Origin of the sequence: Lapidilactobacillus concavus DSM 17758 (genome assembly GCF_001435835.1) — a bacterium.
GTDB classification, from domain to species: domain Bacteria; phylum Bacillota; class Bacilli; order Lactobacillales; family Lactobacillaceae; genus Lapidilactobacillus; species Lapidilactobacillus concavus.
The window spans coordinates 55,428-79,113 of record NZ_AZFX01000036.1 but is presented as its reverse complement, the minus strand read 5'-3'; the positions used below and the strand labels follow the sequence as shown (position 1 = coordinate 79,113).

The window sequence follows — 23,686 nt, the reverse complement described above, 5'->3', positions numbered from 1 at the left end:
ACCGATCTGATACTTTTTGAATCGATCCTCTCCACACGCCAAATCGCCACATCAAAAAGGCCATCATTTAAAATGATGACCTTTTTATCTCGCTTGAATCTCAGTTATTGATTTGTCTGATCGGTGTTCTTCTGAATCAAAGGGCGTTTTCTCAGTTGTTCCACGAGGTCTGCGTTTGGCGTCACATAAGCGGTTTTTTGGCCGGTGTAGATGACGAATCCCGGCTTAGCGCCATTAGGTTTGCGAATCGCCTTCACCTTCACATAATCTACAGGGACTTGACTCGATTGACGTGCTTTAGAGAAATAAGCCGCTAACTTGGCTGCCTCCATAATCGTTTCTTCGCTAGGATCGGCATCCTCAATGATCACATGGGAGCCAGGGATATTCTTCGTGTGTAACCACAGATCCGATTTACGTGCCTTCTTGAGGGTCAACTGATCATTTTGCAAGTTGTTTTTCCCAACGAGAATTGACGTGCCATCGCTAGCATAAAACTGCTCCGCAGGACTGATCTTGAACTTACGTTTCTTCTTTTTATTATCTGGACGCAAAATACCTTGCTGAATCAATTCGACGCGCACATCCTCGATATCCTTCGGCTCACCCACATCGATTTGCGCCGAAATCCCATTTAGATAATCCAATTCGGCTTGCGTCTCTTCAATTTGTTGGCTCACATAGATCTTGGCGTTCTTATCCTTCTGATAACGCGTAAAATACTTCTGGGCATTTTTGGCGGGCGTCAGCGCAGGGGAGAGGGCAATCGTGATTGGTTGGTTCTCCTCGTAATAATTCGCTAAGGTTACTTTGGCCGCGTGTTCGGGAACCTGTCCAAGATAAGTCGTCAGGATTTCGCCCTTGACCCGATTCTCGTCCGCATTCTGAGCGCTTGCTAGCGTTTGGTTCAGCTTTTTGAGCTTCTTCTCATTCCGTTTGATCACCGTACTTAACCGCTGCATTAACGCGCTCGCAATCTGATGTTTGCGATCAGATTCAGCCTTCTGACCTAAGAAACAGTCTAACATCTCACTCAGATTCGCAAAACCAGTTCGTCGATCGGCGAAAGTTTCATAGGGAATAGCCGCAAATTGCAGTTTTTCGTTTTGCAATCCGATTGTTGGTGTGACTTGATCAAATCGTCGCCAGAATGTCGTTGCCAGTTCCACAAGTTCAGTCGCATCACCCGCGCCGCGAGTTTGGTTGATCAATTCCAGCGCCGTATCAGTTCCCAATCCTTGATAGAAGTGCTGCCAAATCTGTCTTGGTTTATTTTTCAAATCACGGAGTTGCAACCAAACTTGCTCCCAATCCGCAGCTGTAATTTGTGAATCAAATGGATCAAAGCCATCTGCCAATTCAGGCTGTACGTATTGTGCACCTGGCATTAGCAGACGATAGCGGTTCTGATCTGGGGAGACGTGCTTGATCAACTCCAGGATTCGTTGAGAAGATTTCTCAATCAAAAAAATATTGCTGTGACGACCCATGATTTCGGTAATCAACTGTAGATCTTCTTGATCACCCAATTCGTCGCGCGAGCGCAGGTTAATCATCAAAATACGGTCATTCTGCACCTGCTCGATCGATTCGATGCTGGCATTCTCAAGATATTTACGCAACGTCATCACGAAGTTTGGCGCTGTTTGCGGGTTAGCATAAGGGATTGTCGTCACTTGAGCACGTGCCAAACTTGCATTAGCAGACAAGAGTAATGGCAAGTTTTTACGTTGAGAACGAATAGTGAGCACCACTTCAAGTGGATAGGGTTGTTGAATCTTAGAAATACGACCGCCGACGAATTGCTGAGCAAGTTCGGCCGTCATTGCGTGTAAAAAAGTGCCATCAAATGACATGAATTAAAAATCCTTTCTGGAAAACATGATTAAAATCAAAATGACAGGTTCAAGAAAAATAATTTGTTGTATAATACGTATCATAGTGAAAATTTCAGTGATTATTTTGACTGGTTACATCACTTAGCCTCATCAATCACTGTAAATCACTGTATCTTTTCATCATCAGCCTATTTAATCAACACATTTAGTTCGAACAATCGTCATGAGACAAGGAGTTAAACCACATGCGTGATCTCACTCAATTAGTGGTTAGCGTCGCAAAGCAGAGTCATCTGATCGAGCAAGCACTCAGTGAAGAGACCGATTTACCCGTTTCACAAATTCGCCTGCTGCTCGGAATGAATGAGCACTCAGTCAATCTGCAACAATTGAAAGACATCTTGGCCTTGGACATTTCAACGTTAAGTCGACAGCTTGCCCCGTTAGTCAAGCATGGCGAAGTTGCCGTCTTAACCACCAACGATAAGCGACAGCGTCAATATCGTCTAACTGACACAGGTCTAGCACACCATCAGCAACTCTGGCACCGATTAGAACAGTTGCAAGCAAGTTGGACTGAGGATTGGTCAACTACAGACATCGAATCGCTTGCCAAGTTACTACAGCGTCTCTTAAAGAATATGAAGACGTCTGACATCTAACCACACGACTCAATCCCTATTTTATCATAAGCTGAGGTAAAGTACTTGTTGCTTTCACTCATCGATATGGTCGAAAATCGTTTTATGGTATGATAGGAGAGTCATCTTGTTCGTTTTTTACAGCCGCGAATTCAATGCCCGTCTGAAATCAGCAGTGGCGCATTGAATGAGCGAATACAACTAACCTGTTTACTTAAGGGGGAAGCTCAATTTTGTCAGTTGCAATAGTTACCGATAGTTCAGCTTACTTATCGCCAGACGAAATCGAGAAATATCACATCAAAGTGTTATCGATTCCAGTCATTATTGATGGCACCGTTTATCAAGAAGGCATTGATTTGCCGACCGATACATTTTATGAAAAATTGCGCACCGCTAAAACTTTTCCGAGCACCTCTCAACCTGCATTGGGTGACACGTTGAAAGTTTATGAAGATCTAGCTAATGAAGGCTATGACACGGTCTTATCGATTCACTTGTCGAGTACGATCTCTGGCTTCTTCAATACGCTCACAACAATGGCACCAGAGATTCACGCATTAAGAGTCATCCCATATGATTCTGGAATCACCATCCGGCTAATGGGCTATCTTGTTATCGAAGCCGCAATCATGGCTCGTCGGGGGGCAACGGTCGAAGAAATCACGACCAAGCTAGATCAGCTCAAGCAAACAATGAATGAGGTCTTCATCGTCAACGATCTGCAGAACTTAGTCCGCGGCGGTCGCTTGTCAAACACATCGGCGTTCGTAGGCTCCATGTTGAAGATCAAGCCGCTGTTGACCTTTGATGCACAAACAAATCAAATCACCGCCTTTGAAAAGGTGCGGGCACTTCGAAAAGCTTATCATCGCGCCGAAGAAATTTTCGCCGCAGACTTAGCTAAATCGACACAGCCACTACGACTCCTGGTGGTACACGCCAATGACGAACCTGCCGCACAAGCATGGGCAGACGAGCTCACGGAAAAGTTCCCCAACGTGACAATCGAAATCACCTACTTCGGACCGGTTATCGGTGTTCATCTCGGTGAGAAGGCAATCGCGATTGCCTGGATGGCTGATATTTTTGCTTAACAACAACTGGTCGCAACGAGAAGTCGTCCCAGTATCTAAATTTAATGATCAATGTTATGATAATAGTATTCACACATTCGAATATAGCATCACGGTTGAGCATTCGCTTCAAGGTTTAATTCTTCTTAGGGCAGGAAGAATTCTTGGGTGAATGCTCTTTTTACTGCTGAATCATCTGAATCCACGTTATTTTACGTCTGACGTTTAAAGAGGGGAAAGTCATGCACGAATTTTTTGTCAACCTACCATTTTTAATCATTTTGATTAGCTTTCTAGCTGCACTGTGGCTCTTATCAAAATCTGCCGACTATCTAACTGAAAATGCCATTGAACTTTCAGAAATCTTAGGTGTCCCAGAAATGATTATCGGTGCGACCATCGTTTCAATTGGCACCACCTTACCTGAATTTTCGACCAGTTTAGTTGCAATTGCCAACCATGCAACCGAACTTGCACTGGGTAACTCACTAGGCTCGGTAATGACGAATGGCGGTTTGATTTTGGGAATCAGCTCATTGTATGGCAGCATTCCGGTATCGAAAAAATCGCGACTTGCCGTCTGGTCAATTATTGGCGGCATGCTGATGATTGTTTTAGTCCTATTGCCACAACTTTCGGCAAAATCATTAATTTTACCGTCTTGGCTAGGTATTGGCTTCTTAATTTTTCTTCCGCTATATTTATTTCGATCATTTAGGACGCCAAAAGCACCAGCAAGTCCAAATTTGACTGTTGAGAAGACGCCTTCGTCAGCAAAACGATCCAAACACTCGACAAGCCAGCTTATCATCAAGATATTAGTGGCTGCATTGATTGTCACATTTAGTTCGACAATTTTAGTTCAGACTGTTCAAGTCACTGCAGAGCGCTTCAATGTCTCGGCAACGATTATTTCAGCAACCATCGTCGCATTGGGTACCAGCTTACCAGAGTTATCAACCAGCGTTTCAGCAGCCAGAAAAGGATACGGCAGTTTGGCATTCGGTAATTTAATGGGTGCAAGCTTAATGAACGTCTTTCTAGTACTCGGAACCGCCATGGCGTTTTCCAAGCCAGCAATCACTGTACCATTACAATTTCTAGAATTTCATCTACCACTCATTCTGATCACCTTTGCTTATATCATCATCGCCATTTACAACACCAAGAAATTTGAGCTGACCAAAAAAGAAGGCATCCTATTCTTGTTTATTTATCTCGTCTATCTTTTAATCAACATCTTTGGATAAAGTGACGCATGGTAAATAGCAGGGGAGTTACCGAAACAAAAAAGTAAAATCAGCGGAAGATGAAAACGAATCGATTAATTCTAGTTAACATAATATATATTACAGGAAGAATGATTTAGTTTGTTTAAATGCATCTTATTTTCGAACCTGCCAAAAAAACAGTGCTGAATTTTTTGTGTCTCAACGCTGTCATCAGTCTGTTTTATCTTGTCTGTTCATTCATCAATGCTGCATCATTAAGCAAACGAGCTCATTCTATGATCAATTGTCAGCTATCTGGTCATTAATGATTTTCTGCGTCTGCACATACTTTATTCTATGATTGCGTCAATAATTGAAGATGATGCCGGAAGAACTCAATTCATTGGCTGACGCAGTATTTATAAATCAATCCAATAGCGTCTAATCAACTTATCGGCTGGGTCCAGTCGCTTGTCTTCTAAAATTCCACCATTTTTCTCAATGACGCGCGCTGAACCAATATTGGACTCTGCACACGTGATTAGAACGTGTTGTAATTGATAGTCACTTGCTTTGCCTAAACCTAGCGCCAACATTTGGGTGCCATTGCCACGCCGACGCTGGTTAGGATGGATCGCATAGCCAATGTGACCACCAAAGTTCATTAAATAGTCGTTTAATTCGAGCCTTAAATTGAGCATGCCAATGATAACATTGGGTTGCTGATCATCGACGATCACATACTGAATACTGGGCACAAGCTGTGGCGCCGGATCAACTTCATTTTTGCCGATGGCGGTTAGCCAATCATCAATTTGTGAATATTGTGCTAACTCACTAGTTCCAGGGATTTGCGTGCTCATCTTTAGACACGCCTCACGAAAATCGATGAGTGCCATTTTATCTGTCTCTGCGGGTTTACGAATTTGTAAAGTCATCTTGATCATTCCTTCGCTGATTATCGAAACACTCGTTGTTTGAATCAATAGATTGATGATGACCATTATTATAATTCACCACGGGTTCAAAAAACAACCATTGAATTTAGAACGTGATCTCATTGATGCTCGTTAAAATCTTGATTATTATTTAGACATCAAAAAACGACGCCGGACTTATTTGTCCTTCATCGTTGTATTTGTTGCCCTTTTAACTGGCTGCTTTTTTGCTTGTGCGAGTGCGTCGTTGATACATTGTGCGAATAAAATATCACCTTGTCTAACACCACCAAAATGAGTACCATCTGTGCCTTTGAAGACTTCTGGATGCTGCTTTGCTAAACGATTCCAATCCGCAATAGTGATGAAGTCGTACTTGTCAGGCAGCGTGCGCTCAAAGACCGCTAATTTTTCTGAATTATAGCTTGGCGTCGCATGTCCATCGTGTGGTGTCATAAAAATCAGACGGTGGCCAGGATTCAATGAATCGATCACGCGTTGTGTTTGCAGTTGCCAATCATTGAGTGCGTTTGTGCCAATTGCAATGACCACATCACGTCGCAAGGTATGATTCTGTTGCTGTTGCATCATGACATTGTACGCGAGATTCATGGTTCGATTCCCCTCAGCGTCAATTGCATTGTCTGACACGTGTGCGCTTAAGTAGCGGCTCGTTCCCAGTGTCACACTGTCCCCAATGATCGAAACGCCATCTGGAATTGAAGCAGCTGTTGCTTTTTGTTCAGCGGCTGCCTTTTCTGAGGCGGTGGTCGCCGATTTCTTAGCTTGATCTGCCTTTGCGAGAGCCTTCTTTGTTTGAAGCTCAGAGGAGACTTGGTCATGGGCAGTTTGAATCTGGGTCACATCTTGATAGATGCCATTGACCCATAAATTTGTTTCTAACCCCGTCTGTTGCGGTGCTGCTTGAACTGTATAGCCGGTGATGCCAACTAAAGCTGCAATGACCAGCGTGAATGCCAGCTGACCAGTAACCAATAGCCAATGATGTCGAGTATGCTGCAACTCGTGACGCCCCAATCGAACGGGCTTGCCGGCGATCCAAGGCTCCAGTACATAATAAGATAGCGCAGAGAAAATCAGAGATAAGACGACCGTCAAGGCAGCCGCTTCAACCGCTGAAAACAAATGTGAGAACACAACGAACAGCGGCCAGTGAAATAGATAAACGCTATAACTCGTATCCGCCAAAAACGTCACCACTTTTGGTTCATTCGTGTTTGGCGTTTTTTCATGCAGAATACGTGCTGCAATGATCATCATGCCAGCAAGCAAACTGGCAATCAAGAAACCGTAGCGATACGTGCTTAATGCGTCAAACTTGAACACAAAACTCAAGGCGATCAATACGATTGCGCTCATCATCATCGTGGTAATCGCGAGCCACCGTGGGAAATGAGCAACTAAATGCCTGAATCTAGTTGAAGTATTCTTGATCCCCGCCAAAACCCCTAAGCCACTCCCAATAAAGAATGGGAAACTATGTGTCAAGCTTGAGAAATAAACTGGTGAAAATTCTTTGAGTGGTTGTGCCAAGAAGATCATGCTGGCAAGACTAGTTAATGCAAAAATCAGGGCGAAAATGAATAACCAACTCTTGAAAACGACAATATTTTGAGTCGGATCTGATCCGTATAATCCCTGCTTCTTCGTATGATGACGAATCAGCGCAGCAAGTAAAAATGCCATCAATCCCCAAAAAAGGTAGTAATGCATTTCGACTGCTAGTGACCATGTATGCACGAATAAGTGGGGAATGAACTGTGTCTCATAGTTACCACCCGTCGCAATTTCAAAGAAGTTAGTTGTAAATCCGAGTGCCGCTGCAATTTGTTTACCAATATTCGCAACGAAATCCGGACTGACAAGAAACGTAAATGGCATGCTAATTAAAACTGCCAATGCGAGCGGCGGGAAAATACGATAAAACCGGCGACGATAAAACGCAACTAATTTAAAATTTTGACTGCGTGTAAATTCATCCACCATCAACGCGGTGATTAAATAGCCTGAAAACGTAAAGAAGATATCAACGCCGATAAAACCACCCGGCAATTGAATCTTGAAAAAATGGTAGGTCAAGACGAGGATCAGACCTAAAATTCGGACAAAGCTAAACCATTTGATTCTCATTTTTCGATTAATTCCCCATTTTTAAGTGTGGCAATGATTTGATGATTTTCAATCATCTTGCCTGTACCAACCATCTTGCCTGCTTTAAATTCGCCTCGATACTGCCAGCCTTGATGTGAAACAAATGTTCCAGTACCTGAGAAGCGACCATCGACAAATTGACCCGTATAGCGATCTTGATTGTTAATTCGAAGGCTCCCCTGCCCGTCAAACTTTTCTGCAGCGATCCGCCCACGATAGTCGAGTTTCCCCCCATCGAGACTTTTCGTCGAATGACCGACATAACTGGGCCATAAACTGAACGTGGCCAGCACAATAATCAGCAAGACGGCTATTCCTTCAAAGAAATGGCGTGTCTGCCAATGCCGGGCAACGGCTGGCTTCATTTTTAAACTTCTTGTGACGCTAGCCAAGTGAGTTCCTCCTAAACCTGAGCCAATCCATCATTTGATCATCTGTATCAACCAACTGTGATCTCGTTTTACGAAATCATCATACCTATTGATTCAATAAAAATTCGTATTTTCATGAAAAAAGCATTAAAGATATCGTACCATATTGCAAACCAAAAAGCAGCCAAATCTGAGCACGAATTATTGAGCACACAAACTAAATTGAACTTCAAGATAGCAACGATTTCAGTCATCATTATTTTTGAGCTAAATTCAATTTTTTGAAGCTATTATGCTGATCGTAGAGGACTAAGTAACCGTCCTGTAATACTCGCTTCGTGCCATCGTCTAAAGGTTGTGACAACCAATCTGGCGTGACTAAGCCGATTTCTAATTCGGAATTATCTTCATAGGAGGCACGAATCGAAATGTTGGCGCCATAGTACTCTGTTTGTGTTTGTTTCACTTTGCCGAAACGGGTCGTGTAATCCGCATGTTGCAACAAATTTTGACGATCTGAGGTAACGACCACAAGATCAAGATCCGATCCCGGACGTTGCTCATGGCGCGCATAGAATCCAACCACGATCAATGCCTGAATTTTGGGTTCATTTTGTGCCCAAGTCGTTAACTCATCAGACAATTGGTCTAAGAGGTTAGCCTGATCACGGTCGAAATAAAGTGCCAGCTGTTCCTCGTGCTTACGCTTTAAAAAAATAATTGGAACCTGTGATAGACCCACTAAAGGCTTCGAATCAACATGCAACTGTTGTGCAACTTGTTGCGTGAATCGCGTTTCTAAAATCGACATTGCTTTTAACGCCGCATAACAATTCCGAACTGAACTGGTATCAAAGCTTTGCCATAATCGGCGTTGTGTTTTTGGTTCAAGATACTTGACGATTTGATGGCATGACTTACCATAACTACGATCAAAACCATGAGTACCCGCAACAGACCAAGTTAAAAGACGAATCAGCTCATCTCTAGTCAGATTGAGATAGTTTTGTGCCAATAAGTGCTCATTGCGAATCGTTGCCTTCAGTGTATCACAAAATTGCCACCAGAATTCTTTGACTGAGTTCTCAAGTTGTTGTGCGGTTGGACGCGCTAGCCAATACTGCCGGTCGCTTGGATTGACCGCTCGATGAATGCGATTGTCTTTGTCGCCAATAATTCTCGTTAACGTGTCTTCTGACAAGTAATCATCTAATTGTGCCAACGGCCGAAACTGCCAATCGATGCGCAAACCACTTTGATACAAGACCAAATAGACAAAGCGTCCCGCAACATCGGTGGGTTCTGGTGGCGTCAATCCGTCATGTCCAGGTGTTGTGATTAAGATGGGGGCACCAAACTGATGCAAGAATTGCGGATCATGTTGATACTTCGACACCCGATCCGTAAAGAAAACAACATCATAATCTTTGAATTGATCGTCAGCAATATGTGAATTCGTCCGGGAACCATTCATGCCAAACACTCGAATATCATTATTTTGATTGAAAAAACGTTGTAACTGGATCATTGTTTGATCTTGTTTCATATGAGCTCTCCTTCGAACTTGCGAATGGCTTGATCACAGATAGATCGCGTAGATGCGGATGTATAGATTGGATTGTATTCATGTCAAAACCAATTAGAATTAAATGTTTACTACCTAGACAACCAGCTAATAGGATTGACCGATTACCACCAGCCCTCATGCCTAGTTTAACATATTTAGCGAATATCAAGCAGCCGTATCACTGGAAAAACACTGCGATTGTACGCGAATTCGCACGATCGTGGTGGTCCCGCACTTTGAGCTGACTCGATAGAAAAAGAGCACAAAAAAACTACCAGCGAACTGGTAGTTAATCAAAAGACATAAATAAAAACGATGAATTTAGTCGAACAATTAGTAGGCCTCAGTTAATTGTGGGACAACTTGTTTCTTACGTGAAACAACGCCTGGCAAGTTCGCACGATCGTTTACCAATTGTTTATTGAAGGCTTTTTCAAACGCAGCTTTACCCTGGTCGCTTCCTAATACAACTGCTTCGGAATCGCTATTAAGAATATTCGTGATAATCAAAACGAATAAGTCATAATGCTGCTCAGAAATTTCAGCTTGAATTGCTGTTTTAAGTGCCGTCTGACGCGCTAAAACATCATCTAGATCAACTGTATTGATCTGAGCCACACGAACGCTATGACCACTCATATCGAAGCTCTTAGCATCGAGATCAATTAACTCTTGCTCGCTTTTACTTGATAGATCAGTGCCTGCTTTTAACATTTCCAGACCATAAGTTTCGTAGTCAACGTTGGCGATTTTAGCCAACGACTTCACAGCTTGTTGATCAAGCGGCGTTGTGGTTGGTGACTTGAACAATAAGGTATCAGAGATGATTGCAGAAAGCATCAAGCCAGCAATGTCTGCGGGAATTGTCACATTCTCTTCGTTGTATAATTCCCACAAAATCGTACTTGTACAGCCAACCGGCTCTGCGCGATAGTATAGTGGCTCTGAGGTGTCGAAGCCCATGATACGATGATGATCGATCACATGAGTCACTTTGACGTCCGCAATATCACTCACACTTTGTTGAGGTTCGTTATGATCTACCAACATAACTTTTTTAACTTCAACGCTAGCTCGTGTGATGACGCGCGGTGCTTGATGGTTAAAGTGATCTAAAGCATAAGCCGTCTCTTCATTGACCTCGCCTAAAGCCACTGCCTCAGTATCATAGCCACGTTGTTGTTGCAAGTGAGCAAATGCGATTGCAGCAACGATTGCATCTGTGTCCGGATTTTGATGTCCAAATACTAATTCTTCTGCCATTAAAAGATACTCCTTTTTATCCATATGACTTAAATCAAGCCACATACTTCAATCAGACGTGGATCAACACCACGCTTCAATTCTATTCTAACCCAAACTAAAGAATTCTGGTATCTTTAATCACAGATAAATAATCTTTTTCCTGGAAAAATTCATCCCATTCTTTGAAGAAGCGGGCGATTCGAGGAATCTTTGATTTATCGTGACGGTAGACAAAAGCCATGTCAAAACTAATCGCAGGATCGAAATCTGCATGGTACATATTGATTTGATTTTGATGTGACAACCAGAAACTGTATGGTAAAGCGGTAGAGAGCTGGCGCGCCTCAGCAAATTTGATAATTTGATATGGCGAAGTGAACTGAGCCTTCGTCGTTGGTTCGTCGACCATCTTGTTCTTGTAAACTTCTGAAAGCAATTGTGCGATGAAATAATCAGGTGGATAAGTTACCCAATCTGCCACGCTCGTTGCCGGAAGCTTGATGCGCTTGCGATCGGCCAGCTTCTCATCATGATGTAAATAGACCAGATGATCGGTAAAAATCTTCTTAGTCTCATATGAGCGCCAATTTTTAATGCTCTCGTCCGGAACATACATGACGGCTAAATCGATTTGATTACTTTCTAATTTATCCCAAATTTCACGGCGCGTCAACAAGTTAAAGCGGATCTTGATATCGGGATATTTATTCGTAAAGTGGATAAAGAAGTCTTCAAAGGCGCCATCTTCCATCGAAGATAAGAAACCAATGTTAATGGGGCCATTGGTTGGACTCGTCGATTGTTGAACTTGATCCAGCGCCTCATTAACCATCGAGAAGATTTGTTGCGTCGTCGACAACATGGTTCGACCGGCATCGGATAAATACAATTTCTTCCCAATTGAGAAGAAAACAGGCGCGCCAACAGTTCGTTCAAGTTTTTTAATCTGCTGTGTTAACGCAGGTTGTGTGATCCCAAGAATTTGTGCGGCTTGCGTATAATTCATTGTTTCCGCTAACTGCAAGAAATAAGTCAACGTTTTAGAAGCAAATAGGTTCTCCTGTCGCGTTTTCATGAATTGATCTCCCTTTTGTTATTCCAAAAATTAAGATAAAAAAGCGTTCTCAACGAAAGTCAAAGTTAATTTAAACTTTATCATTATAATAATATAAGGCTAAAAAAAGAGCAACCAAAAAGGTTGCTCTTTTTCGGATTATTCATGGTTAATGGCTCACCCATAAATTCTATGAAAATGGAAAATCACGCCAGCCTTGATAATTCTGAATATGGAGATAATTCTCGGCGTTAACCACCCGATCATGCGTTGGTGGCTCGATGCCTCTGAGTGGATAATCAATACCTAGCGTTTCATACTTAACGATTCCCATCGTATGATAAGGTAGGATCTCAACTTTATCAACGTTATGGAGTTTTGAGATATAGTCCCCTAGTTCTTTTAAATTCTCATCGAAATCGGTTCGCTCAGGCACTAGCACATGACGAATCCACATGTGATGTCCATTCTCGGACATATATTGAATCATCGCTAAAACCGTTTCGTTGTTAAAACCGGTTAGGCGCTTATGTCGATCTGTATCAATCTGTTTAATATCTACTAAAGAAACGTCCGTGACGGCCATTAACCGTTTAAATTTATCGAACCAAGGTTGTTTATAAGTAAACGGCTGCCCACAGGTATCGAGACAAGTATTGATTCCCATTGCTTTTGCCTTCGTGAACAGATCAATTAAGAAGTCGATTTGGAGCAAGGATTCTCCACCACTGCAGGTAATACCACCTTGTTTGCCCCAGAAAGCACGATATTTACTGGCATCTTCAAGAATCTCATCAGAGGTCACTTCATCTCCGGTTCCAATGTTCCAAGTATCAGGATTATGGCAAAATTCGCAACGCATCCGGCAACCTTGTAAGAAGGCGACGTAACGAATTCCCGGGCCATCCACCGAACCAAATGTCTCGATAGAATGAACATAGCCCACGACAGGTTGAGTCGTTGTTTTAGTTATGACTGAATCCATTTGTACCATCCTCCTACATCCGTGTCATAAGACCACTCGATCAATGACCGATTCGAGCTAATCATCTGAGTTTTGATTGCTCGACGTGACGTGTCAATCAGTTCCTGCGTCACATTAGCTCAGGATCAAAACTACAAAAAGCAATAAACCGAATTGTTTATTGCCTTTTGTAGGAAGCGTTCATCAACGCTCCCACGATCCTAAGCCTACATTGTTTCGAAGTAAGTTCTTGAAATAACGTCGTCTTGTTGTTCCTTGGTTAAGTCTGCGAAGTAGACACAGTAACCAGAAACACGAACGGTCAACGTTGGGTACTCTTCTGGATGCTTCTGTGCATCAATCAGCGTATCACGGTTGAAGACGTTAATATTCAAGTGCATGCCTTCATTTTCCATATAGCCGTCAACCATGTTGACTAAGGTATCTTTACGAGCCTCATCATCATGGCCTAACGTGTTTGGTGTGACACCAAATGTGTTAGAAATACCATCAGTTGCGTACTCATATGGTAATTTGGCAGTTGAAAGCAACGATGCTAAAGCACCATTCTTTTCTGCACCGTACGCTGGGTTAGCACCAGGTGAGAATGGTTCCCCTGCTTGACGGCCGTTAGGCGTTGTCCCGGTATTTTTACCGTAAACGACATTTGAGGTAATCGTCAAAACAGAAGTTGATAGTTTTGCTCCGCGATACAGATGATGTTTGTTCATCAGTTCATAGAAATGTTGAATCAACCAAACACCGATTTGATCTGCGCGATCATCATTGTTTCCGTAACGAGGATAGTCTTCGGTATCTGCCTTGAAATCAACAGCCAAGCCATTCTCATCGCGAATGACCTTCACATGACCATACTTGATGGCTGAAATTGAATCAATCGCATGAGAAAATCCAGAAATACCAGTTGCAAATGTCCGGTCGAGATTTGTGTCCTTCAAAGCCATTTGAGCTGCTTCATAATAATACTTGTCATGCATGTAATGAATCGCATTTAGTGAGTTAACGTAAATGTCAGCTAACCAACCCAACATTGGATCCAACTTCTTCATGAATTCATCGTAATCAATGTACTCACTCGAAATTGGTGCATAAGCAGGTCCTACTTGAGTCTTGCCGATTTCGTCCACACCACCATTGATCGTGTAAAGGATTGCCTTAGCTAAGTTTGCGCGAGCGCCGAAGAATTGCATGCCACTTGCGATAGGTTGTGCTGACACACAGCAAGCGATGCCATAATAATCAGTTCCCCATTCTTCTTTCAACATCTCATCATTCTCGTATTGAATGGTTGAGCTATTGATTGAAACTTGAGTCGCGTAGCGCTTGAAACCATCAGGTAAGCCATCTGACCATAATAACGTGATGTTAGGCTCTGGCGCAGCGCCCATGTTATCGAGCGTCTTCAAGAAGCGGAAAGCCGTTTTGGTAATATGATGACGACCATCCATCCCTGAACCGCCGAGAGAAAGTGTTGCCCAAATTGGATCGCCGGAGAATAACGAATTATATTCAGGTGTCCGAATGAAACGAACTAACCGTAATTTCATGACAAAATGATCGATGAATTCTTGGGCTTGCTCTTCTGTAATTAGACCGCGTTTCAAGTCGCGATTAATATAAGCTTCAATCGTCGTGTCGATCCGGCCGACAGACATGGCAGCTCCGTTTTGAGTCTTAACAGATGCCAAGTAGCCAAAGTAGATCCATTGAATCGCTTCTTGAGCAGTTGCAGCGGGACGACTAATATCGAAGCCGTATGATTCAGCCATTGCCTTCATATCTGACAAGGCGCGATATTGTTCCTGAACTTCTTCACGCAATTGAATCACGTCATTGGTCAGTTCGCCATCACCAATGTTTTCGAAATCATGCGCCTTGGCTGCCATTAATTTATCAATCCCATAAATGGCAATCCGTGGTAAATCAGGAATGAGACGGCCACGTGCATATGCATCAGGCAAGCCAGTGATAATCTTGTAGTGGCGCGCCTTACGCATATCTGGCGTGTAGACATCGAAGACACCTTGGTTATGAGTTTTGCGATCCTCGGTGAAAATTTTATGCTGTTCAGCGTCGATATCAAATCCATAGGCTTTCAATGCATCCTCGGCCATACGAATCCCACCAAATGGCATGAATGCCCGTTTCAAAGGTTTGTCTGTTTGTAACCCAACGATGGTCTCGAGATCTTTCTCGATATAGCCAGGTTGATGTGACGTAATCGTACTCACAACCTTGTTATCTGCATCCAGAACGCCACCGACCTCACGTTCCTTCTTCTTCAATGCGAGAACTTCGTCATTCAGTTTAGTCGTTGCTGCAGTAGGTGCGGCTAAAAAGCTTTCGTCACCCTCATATTGAACTAAGTTTTTATTTATAAAATCGCGAACGTTGATTGAGTTTTGCCAGTCGCCAGCAACAAACCCATCCCAATAACTAGGCGTTGCTTTTCTTTCCATCTGTTTCATTGTTATGCCTCCATCAATGTAATGTTTTGCAACACTTTTTACTCTTGTAGTATAACATATCACAAAATTAATGCAAGGGTTTTATTTGCCGTTTTAAAAGAAATGTAAGTGCTTAACAAATCAACTCATTAAATGAATCGTGTTATTAAATTTAGTAGTTTGTTTTTTCAATCACGAAAAACTATGTGTATTTATGCAATTGTTTTATAACAGATTAGACGTTCTGTTTTGTAACAGGAAACGCTTTATTTAATCACTTCTATTCAACTTTGAGACCTACAAAAAAAGTCACATTTAGTCAGAGCGACTAAATGCGGCAAATTAAGTTTGTAAAAAATAATCAAAGTCTGCGTAACCTCACCCGCTTGGGATCATGGAGAGCATGATTAGCTAGTAAGCCAAGCCCAACAGGCATTCAAGCTTAGGCTTCAGCGTCATTTTCAAGTTTAGTCATGCGAATTGGTAACCCGCTTTGTTCAGGATCGAGAATAAAACTCCCATTCGAATAACGATCATTCAATGGTACGTCGTCGATGGTGACCGTGACTTTTTGATTTTGATCTGTGGTGACTTCAAGCGCTTGTTCACCTGGCGTCAGCAAACTTGCGGCCACAATTTCATGTGGTTGACGTTTCAAGATGCGTAGCATTAAGAGGCCACGGCGCGCACGATTGCCCAGTGGAATCTCGCTAAGTGGCATTTTTTTGAACGCACCACGCTGGGTCAAGATACCGACAGCATTGTCTGTGGACTCCTCGGCGACTGTCGTAAAGATGGCTGCCACTAACTCATCATCATCTTTCAAATTAGCCGCTTTGACGCCGGCTGCCTTAGCACCAACAACAGGCACTTCACTCAGGCTGAAATGAATGCCGAGCGCGTTCTTCGTAAACAAATAAGTGTCCGCAAATGTTGCCTCATCTGGCAAAAGATAACGCATCCCAATCACCTGTGAAGCTTCATCTTTCAGTTTGATTGCTTGTTGTGGACGTGTGCGATAAGTCCGTCCAGGCAATAAACTCTCGAAAGCGACTTGTTTGATATAACCATCTGAGGTCACTAAAACAAATTGACCGACTTGTTTCAGATCTTTGAAGACGTAGGCTGCCAAAACAGATTCGTCACTGGCTAAACCAACATCCTGCGATAAATGCTGTCCCATATCTTTCCACTTACTCTCATCGATCTCATGAATCGGCCGATAAATGAGATTACCCTTAGTGGTAAAGATAAACAAGTGGTCCAACGTATTAACAGTCGCCATAAAAACGGGATAATCTTCATCTTTCAATCCGTTATCCGAAGCATCTGTGGCTTGGAACGAGCGTAAACTACTCCGTTTCAAGTAACCATCATGACTGACCATGACTTGCACGTCTTCGGCAGTAACCATGACACTCGTATCGATATCCAATGATTCGACTTCGCGCTCAACCGTTGTCAGGCGCTCACCAGGGAAATCGCGCTTAATACGTTTAAGATCTTTAATAATGACTCGATCCAACGTTTTGGCATCATTTAGAATATTTTGAAATTCTGCGATTTTATCTGAGAGTTCATGATGTTCGGCCTCTAATGCGGTCACGTCTGTATTGGTCAACCGATATAATTGCAGGGAAACGATTGCTTCGGCTTGAATCTCACTGAATTGATACTCGCTCATCAAATTTTGTTTAGCATCGCCTTTATTCTTGCTACCGCGAATGATGCGAATCACTTCATCTAAAATTGACAACGCACGAATCAAACCTTCAACAATATGCTGACGTTTCTGTGCTTTAGCCAAGTCAAATTTCGTGCGACGAGTCATCACATCGCGTTGATGAGCTAAATAAGCGGTCAGCGCCTGTTTCAGGCCAATCTGTTGTGGACGTAAATCAGCAATTGCAACCATGTTGAAATTATACGAAATTTGTAAGTCGGTATTTTTGAACAAATAATTCGAAATTCCTTGGGCATCCGCATTCCGTTTCAGCTCGATCACGACTCTGAGGCCAGTCCGATCAGTTTCATCACGGACTTCAGAAATGCCATCCACTTTTTTCATCAGACGTAATTCGTCAATTTTTTTGACTAAGAGCGCTTTGTTAACCTCATAAGGTAATTCGGTGATCACGATCTGTTCACGCTGGCTTCGCAATTCTTCGATTGCCGTCTTTGAACGTAGCACCACACGACCGCGACCTGTTTGATAAGCTTGCTTAATGCCATCGATTCCTTGCAAGATTCCTCCAGTTGGAAAATCAGGCCCGGGCACAAACTTCATCAACTCGTCCAGGGTTGCATCTGGATGATCCATCAAATAGATCACCGTATCGATGACTTCACCCAAGTTATGTGGTGGAATTTCCGTTGCGTAACCCGCTGAGATTCCCGACGAACCATTGACTAATAGATTAGGAAAATGCGCAGGTAAAACAGTCGGTTCTTCCGTGGTGTCATCGAAGTTCAGCACCATATTGACCGTATCTTTGTCAATATCACGTAACAACTCTGTCGAGATATGACTTAAACGCGCCTCAGTATAACGCATGGCAGCAGGTGGATCACCATCCATTGAGCCGTTGTTACCGTGCATCTCGATCAGCGGTTGACGCAACTTCCAGTCTTGACTCATCCGCACCATGGATTCATAGATCGAGCTATCACCGTGAGGATGGAAATTACCCATGATATTTCCGACTGACTTTGCTGACTTGCGAAATGCATGATCGTACGTGTTACCATCCTGATTCATCGCAAAGAGAATCCGTCGCTGCACAGGTTTGAGGCCGTCCCGAATATCTGGCAAGGCCCGTTCCTGAATAATATATTTAGAATAGCGGCTGAAACGCTCGCCCATCACTGTTTCTAGCGATAATTCTTCAATTTTTTGTGTGTCTTCAGCCATTAACTTCACTCACCTTTGTTGTGTTCAACTTGTTTCAGTAAGTCTTGTTCACCCGTCGTGCTTTGATAAGCTTTATCGGCGGCCGTAGTGTCTAGAATGCTACCATCTTCCGCCAAAGTGAATTTTACATTTTGCTCAATCCAACGACGACGAGGTTCGACTTTATCGCCCATTAATGTGGTCACCCGCTTTTCGGCTAGCGTCGCATCATCAATTTTCACACGAATCAGCGTTCGGGTTTCAGGATTCATTGTCGTTTCCCACAACTGGTCTGCGTTCATTTCACCCAAACCTTTAAAGCGTTGCAGACTGTAACCTTTGCCCATGATTTTGACTTCGTCTGCGAGTTGATTTTCGGTCCAAGCATAGTGGATCATTGTCTTAGCCCCACTGCCCTTTTGTAACTTGTATAACGGCGGTAAGGCAATGTAGACTTTGCCTGCTTCAATCAAGGGGCGCATGTAACGATAGAAGAACGTCAATAATAAGATCTGAATATGAGCACCGTCATCGTCGGCATCGGTCATGATAATAATCTTGTCGTAATTACTCTCAGCCTCTTTAAACTCAGAACCAACGCCAGCACCAATCGTGTAAATCATCGTGTTGATTTCTTCATTCTTGATAATGTCCTGCAACTTAGCCTTCTGTGTATTCAAGACTTTACCACGCAGCGGTAGAATCGCCTGGAATCGACGATCTCGTCCTTGTTTTGCAGAACCACCGGCAGAATCACCCTCGACTAAATAAAGTTCATTCTTCTTGGGATTGCGCGACTGCGCCGGCGTCAATTTACCAGACAATAGGCCTTCGTTTTTCTTTTTCTTCTTGCCATTACGACTCTCATCACGTGCCTTACGTGCCGCATTCCGTGCCTCACGAGCCTTCAGTGCTTTCTGAACCAGCATCTGTGCGAGATCGCCATTCTCTAGCAAGTAAAAAGAAAGTTGCTCATAAATCAGGTTATCAACAGCTGAACGAGCCTGTGTGGTCCCCAAACGACCTTTCGTCTGACCTTCAAACTGTAAGATCTCTTCAGGAATACGCACCGAAAGGACAGCACTTAAGCCTTCACGAACATCGCTACCTTCAAGATTTTTATCCTTATCTTTCAACAAACCAACTTTACGAGCATAGTCATTGAACGCCTTGGTCCAACCAGACTTCAAACCCACTTCATGCGTTCCACCATCGCCAGTACGCACGTTATTAACAAATGAGATGATGTTTTCAGAATAGCCATCGTTAAATTGACCAGCAAATTCGATCTCGATATCGTCTTTCTTGCCTTCAATGCTAATCACATCGGTTAAAACGTCTTTATCCTCGTTCAAGTAGCGGACAAATGACTGTAACCCATCATCGAACTTAAATTGATCCGAGTGTTCAGTCTCTCCACGTAAGTCGGTCAACGTGATCTCGACGCCCTTGATCAGAAAGGCAGACTCACGTAAGCGTTCGGCCAACGTGTCGTAGTTAAATGTTGTTGTCGAGAATATTTCAGGGTCCGGCATAAACGTCAATGTCGTGCCAGACTTTAGTTTGGTATGACCTATTGATTTAAGCGTCCCTTCCGGATGACCACCGTTCACGAATTTTTCTCGGTAGCCCTGATGATCACGAGCAACTTCGATGATCAACCATGAAGACAAGGCGTTTACGACTGAGGCACCAACACCATGCAACCCACCAGAAGTTTTATAATTATTTTCAGTAAATTTCCCGCCTGCATGTAAAACGGTCAGAATGACTTCAATCGTCGGGCGTCCCGAAGCGTGCATCCCCGTGGGCATCCCCCGACCCTCATCCTGGACCGTTAAACTGCCATCCGCATTGATTGTCACTGCAATTTTCTGACCAAAACCAGCCAATGCTTCATCGACGGCGTTATCAACAATTTCATAAACGAGATGATGGAGACCGCGTGCATCCGTGGAACCGATGTACATCCCCGGGCGTTTACGCACCGCCTCTAATCCCTCAAGAATCTGAATGGAACTATCATCATATTGATTTGATTTCTTCATGTTATCCCCCATTTGTCTGATCCAGACGAATGTATGTTCATATCTCAATTACCTTAAATGATTTTCCTAGTTCTGTCAAACTAGCTCGGTCTGGTCAACTTTTGGCAATCCAGTCGAAAGTTAGCCCTAGGGACTACCCGTGAGCAAATGAATCATGGTACAATAATATCGCTTGACTTATCGGAGGAATCATATTGAAATTTACGATCTTACTTATTCTGGCATATCTTTTCGGCTCATTTCCGTCTGGTGTCGTGATTGGCCAACTCTTCTATCACAAAGACATCCGCGACTATGGTAGTGGCAATATTGGTACCACCAACACTTTTCGAGTCTTAGGCAAAACAGCCGGCGTCATCGTGTTAATTCTAGATATTCTCAAGGGAGCTTTGGCGGCCGCGCTGCCCATCTGGGGTCAGTTAACCCCACCACATTACTTAGTACTCGTCTTTGGACTTGCCGCCATCCTTGGCCATTCTTTTTCAATTTTTATCAAATTTAAAGGCGGTAAGGCGGTTGCGACGAGTGCCGGCATTCTACTCACGTATAATCCCGGCTTCTTTGCAATTGCGGTCACGATCTTTCTGCTCATCCTTATCACCTCTAGCATGGTCAGTGTCGCAAGCATGTTGGGGATGATCATCATTACGATCTGGTCCTTGTATTATCACGATCTCTTCCTGAGTTGTGTCGCACTGGGATTGACCTTCTTCATCTTCTATCGCCATCGCGAGAATATCAAGCGAATTCGCCAACACACCGAAAATCTCGTCCCGTTTGGCTGGTATTATCGTCGTCATCAATCTGCTCACAAAAATAAGAAATGATCAGCTGTTGATCATTTCTTATTTGTTTGCGCTCATCAGACGCCTGCGAATCATCTTGCAAATTTACATAAAACTGATTGAATACTTGGCCTTGAAAGTCTCGTTTGGTTCGAGACGATTGATGCCCTTTTTCTCGGTGAGCTCACCCGTGGCATCGACTAAATCAGCAATTCCCCACCAAGGCTCCAAGCAAATATAATTACCTTGTTTAGGATAGGCTGACCAAATCCCTAGATAAGGCGCATCTTTCGTCTTTAGAGTTACCCCATGATTAGTTTTATCAGATAAAATCTGAATTTCATTTTCATCATTCAATTGAAAGATCAAGGCATCATCTTTGAAAATCTCATGAGTCACTTGCCAATCAACGTCCGTTGGTGCCAATGTCCGATGATCGAAATCAATGCCGGCTTTGGGATCCAACGGAATCTGGATGCGGCTCTTGCTAGGTTTGAAGCGCAAGAAATAATCATCAAATTTCAAATCATCTGTGAGTGGGACACGGAAGGCAGGATGACCGCCCACGCTGAAGTAAAGAGGTGCTTCTGTACTAGGATTAGTCACTTCATACTTAACCTTCAACAGCTGGTTGATCAGCGTGTACTTCACCCGAAATTCAAACTTGAACGGATAAACCGCACGTGTTTCTTCGGAATCAGTCAACAAGAAGACAATACTATGATCCGTCTGCCGCTCGACAGTAAACTCGTGGTCGCGTGCAAACCCATGCTGAGTCATATGATAAGTCTGACCCTGATAACGGTACTGATCGTCCTTCAATTTACCAACAATCGGAAATAAGACTGGCGCATGACGCCCCCAAATCTCGGGATCAGCTTGCCAAAGATACTCGTCATGATTGTGCTGGCCAACAATACTTTGGAGTTCAGCACCTAATGTCGAGATTTTAACTTGATAAAATTCATTGTTCAATTCAATCTGCAAAATTTTCACCTGCTATTAAAGAATATATTTACTGAGATCTTGATCGGCCACAATATCGTCAATTCGGTTGGCAACATATTGTTCAGTGATCATCACCTCGCCCATTTGCATATCTGGACCATCGAATAAAACTTCTTCGAGAACTTTCTCGAGAATGGTCGACAAACGCCGCGCACCAATGTTATCACTACGCTTGTTGACTTGATCGGCAGTTTCGGCAATCTTCTCAATGGCTTCCTTCGTGAAAGTCAGTTTAACACCATCTGCCCCGACCAACGCAATATACTGCTTGATCAATGCTGATCGTGGCTCTGTTAAAATCTGAACGAAATCATCCTTGGTCAAATCATTAAGCTCAACGCGGATTGGAAAACGACCCTGCAATTCAGGAATCAAATCGCTCGGTTTGGTCTGAGCGAATGCCCCTGAGCCAATAAATAGCACGTGACTGGTATCCAGTGGCCCATATTTCGTGTTGACCTGCGATCCTTCGACGATTGGCAAGATATCGCGTTGAACCCCTTCGCGTGAAACATCACCGGAATTATTCTGTTTGCGAGAAGAAAGCTTATCAATCTCGTCGATGAAAATAATCCCATCATCTTGTGCACGTTGAATGGCACGTTGATAGAGATCATTCTGATCAACCAATTTTTCCGAATACTGACGGGCCAAAATTTCTCGTGCGTCTTTAACGGGAAGTGTCCGTGAGATTTGACGTTTAGGCGTCAGTTGGCCTAACATGTCACCCATATCGATGCCCATGCTTCCCATCATCTCATTCATCTGATTCGATTTCTTGGGCTCATCGACTTTGATAGTAACCTCTCGATTCTCCAATAAACCACGATCTAGTTTCTCAGCCAAATCCATGCGTTCTTCCAAAACTGCCTTAGAAACATCTTGAGCATCATGGTCATCATCGTCGCTCTGACCAACAGGTTGTTGCATCAGCTGATTCATGAGTTGCATCATATTGTTGGGCTGTTTAGCTTGTTTCTCCTTGCGCTCACCGGGTGCCAACAAACGGATCAACTTCTTGTTAGCCTCCTTCAATGCTTGAGTGTGCACTTGCGAATAAGCCGCTTCTTGTTCAATGACAACGGCCGTATCCGCAAGATCACGTACCATTGCTTCGACATCACGGCCGACATAACCAACTTCGGTGAATTTTGTGGCTTCAACTTTAACAAATGGTGCATTAACAATTGCAGCTAATCGACGGGCAATCTCAGTTTTACCGACACCCGTTGGCCCAATCATCAATAGATTTTTAGGAGTGATATCTTTTTGCATTTGGTCATTTAATTGATGCCGACGATAGCGATTATATAACGCAATTGCGACGGCGCGTTTGGCCGCATGTTGTCCGATGACGTATTCATCGAGCGCGGCGACAATTTCTCTAGGTTTTTTTTCTAAAGCCATGGC

17 protein-coding genes are annotated in these 23,686 nt (G+C 43.3%); 4 read left to right on the top strand and 13 right to left on the bottom strand.

All coding sequences use genetic code 11. From position 1 onward, the window contains the following. Nucleotides 1–104: 104 nt before the first annotated feature. Nucleotides 105–1,856: an Rqc2 family fibronectin-binding protein gene (locus tag FC15_RS03405; RefSeq protein ID WP_057823980.1), complete on the bottom strand. Its 1,752-nt coding sequence runs from the start codon at nucleotides 1,854–1,856 to the stop codon at nucleotides 105–107. Between the two features lie 227 nt (nucleotides 1,857–2,083). On the opposite strand from FC15_RS03405, the gene FC15_RS03400 reads away from it, so the two are divergent. The 3 genes from FC15_RS03400 to FC15_RS03390 all read left to right on the top strand — a co-directional run bounded on the left by FC15_RS03400 (nucleotide 2,084) and on the right by FC15_RS03390 (nucleotide 4,805). Further along, nucleotides 2,084–2,500 carry a MarR family winged helix-turn-helix transcriptional regulator gene (locus tag FC15_RS03400; RefSeq protein ID WP_057823978.1) on the top strand — a complete coding sequence of 139 codons (417 nt, stop codon included), beginning with the start codon at nucleotides 2,084–2,086 and terminating at the stop codon, nucleotides 2,498–2,500. 212 nt (nucleotides 2,501–2,712) lie between these two features. Then, nucleotides 2,713–3,576, top strand: a complete 864-nt coding sequence (locus FC15_RS03395; protein ID WP_057823976.1) for a DegV family protein — start codon at nucleotides 2,713–2,715, stop codon at nucleotides 3,574–3,576. A gap of 221 nt (nucleotides 3,577–3,797) precedes the next feature. After that, the gene (locus FC15_RS03390; RefSeq protein ID WP_057823974.1) at nucleotides 3,798–4,805 is read left to right on the top strand and encodes a sodium:calcium antiporter; all 1,008 of its coding nucleotides are present in this window, start codon (nucleotides 3,798–3,800) and stop codon (nucleotides 4,803–4,805) included. A 380-nt stretch (nucleotides 4,806–5,185) separates the two neighbouring features. On the opposite strand, the gene FC15_RS03385 is transcribed toward FC15_RS03390, so the two are convergent. The 10 genes from FC15_RS03385 to parE form a co-directional block, all read right to left on the bottom strand. Continuing rightward, a complete protein-coding gene (locus tag FC15_RS03385; RefSeq protein ID WP_057823973.1) occupies nucleotides 5,186–5,770 on the bottom strand; it encodes a GNAT family N-acetyltransferase in 585 nt (194 codons plus the stop codon). Between the two features lie 111 nt (nucleotides 5,771–5,881). Next, entirely contained in the window at nucleotides 5,882–7,855 is a 1,974-nt protein-coding gene (locus FC15_RS03380; RefSeq protein ID WP_057823971.1) for an acyltransferase family protein, read from the bottom strand. Further along, a complete protein-coding gene (locus FC15_RS03375) occupies nucleotides 7,852–8,268 on the bottom strand; it encodes an MORN repeat-containing protein (protein ID WP_057823969.1) in 417 nt (138 codons plus the stop codon). The genes FC15_RS03380 and FC15_RS03375 overlap by 4 nt, the downstream gene beginning before the upstream one ends. Before the next feature lie 235 nt (nucleotides 8,269–8,503). Then, the gene (locus tag FC15_RS03370; protein WP_057823967.1) at nucleotides 8,504–9,793 is read right to left on the bottom strand and encodes an aminoglycoside 6-adenylyltransferase; all 1,290 of its coding nucleotides are present in this window, start codon (nucleotides 9,791–9,793) and stop codon (nucleotides 8,504–8,506) included. A 354-nt stretch (nucleotides 9,794–10,147) separates the two neighbouring features. Next, on the bottom strand, nucleotides 10,148–11,077 hold the full coding sequence (locus tag FC15_RS03365; protein WP_057823965.1) for a manganese-dependent inorganic pyrophosphatase: 930 nt from the start codon (nucleotides 11,075–11,077) through the stop codon (nucleotides 10,148–10,150). A gap of 97 nt (nucleotides 11,078–11,174) precedes the next feature. Beyond that, nucleotides 11,175–12,134, bottom strand: a complete 960-nt coding sequence (locus FC15_RS03360) for a LysR family transcriptional regulator (RefSeq protein WP_057823963.1) — start codon at nucleotides 12,132–12,134, stop codon at nucleotides 11,175–11,177. A gap of 169 nt (nucleotides 12,135–12,303) precedes the next feature. Then, a complete protein-coding gene (gene pflA, locus FC15_RS03355; RefSeq protein ID WP_057823960.1) occupies nucleotides 12,304–13,098 on the bottom strand; it encodes a pyruvate formate-lyase-activating protein in 795 nt (264 codons plus the stop codon). Between the two features lie 206 nt (nucleotides 13,099–13,304). Continuing rightward, nucleotides 13,305–15,566, bottom strand: coding sequence for a formate C-acetyltransferase (pflB, locus tag FC15_RS03350; RefSeq protein ID WP_057823958.1), 2,262 nt, complete (start codon nucleotides 15,564–15,566; stop codon nucleotides 13,305–13,307). 421 nt (nucleotides 15,567–15,987) lie between these two features. Then, on the bottom strand, nucleotides 15,988–18,456 hold the full coding sequence (gene parC, locus FC15_RS03345; RefSeq protein ID WP_057823956.1) for a DNA topoisomerase IV subunit A: 2,469 nt from the start codon (nucleotides 18,454–18,456) through the stop codon (nucleotides 15,988–15,990). Between the two features lie 5 nt (nucleotides 18,457–18,461). Beyond that, nucleotides 18,462–20,483: a DNA topoisomerase IV subunit B gene (parE, locus tag FC15_RS03340; protein ID WP_057823953.1), complete on the bottom strand. Its 2,022-nt coding sequence runs from the start codon at nucleotides 20,481–20,483 to the stop codon at nucleotides 18,462–18,464. A 194-nt stretch (nucleotides 20,484–20,677) separates the two neighbouring features. Here parE and plsY point away from each other — a divergent pair, with 194 nt between their 5' ends. Continuing rightward, a complete protein-coding gene (plsY, locus tag FC15_RS03335) occupies nucleotides 20,678–21,310 on the top strand; it encodes a glycerol-3-phosphate 1-O-acyltransferase PlsY (protein ID WP_057823951.1) in 633 nt (210 codons plus the stop codon). A 63-nt stretch (nucleotides 21,311–21,373) separates the two neighbouring features. Here plsY and FC15_RS03330 read toward each other — a convergent pair whose 3' ends face one another. Together FC15_RS03330 and hslU are read right to left on the bottom strand one after the other, a co-directional pair. After that, nucleotides 21,374–22,255: an aldose 1-epimerase family protein gene (locus FC15_RS03330; RefSeq protein ID WP_057823949.1), complete on the bottom strand. Its 882-nt coding sequence runs from the start codon at nucleotides 22,253–22,255 to the stop codon at nucleotides 21,374–21,376. Nucleotides 22,256–22,270: 15 nt separating this feature from the next. Continuing rightward, nucleotides 22,271–23,683 (bottom strand): ATP-dependent protease ATPase subunit HslU, encoded by a 1,413-nt coding sequence (gene hslU, locus FC15_RS03325; RefSeq protein ID WP_057823947.1) that lies wholly within the window; start codon nucleotides 23,681–23,683, stop codon nucleotides 22,271–22,273. Nucleotides 23,684–23,686 lie beyond the last annotated feature (3 nt).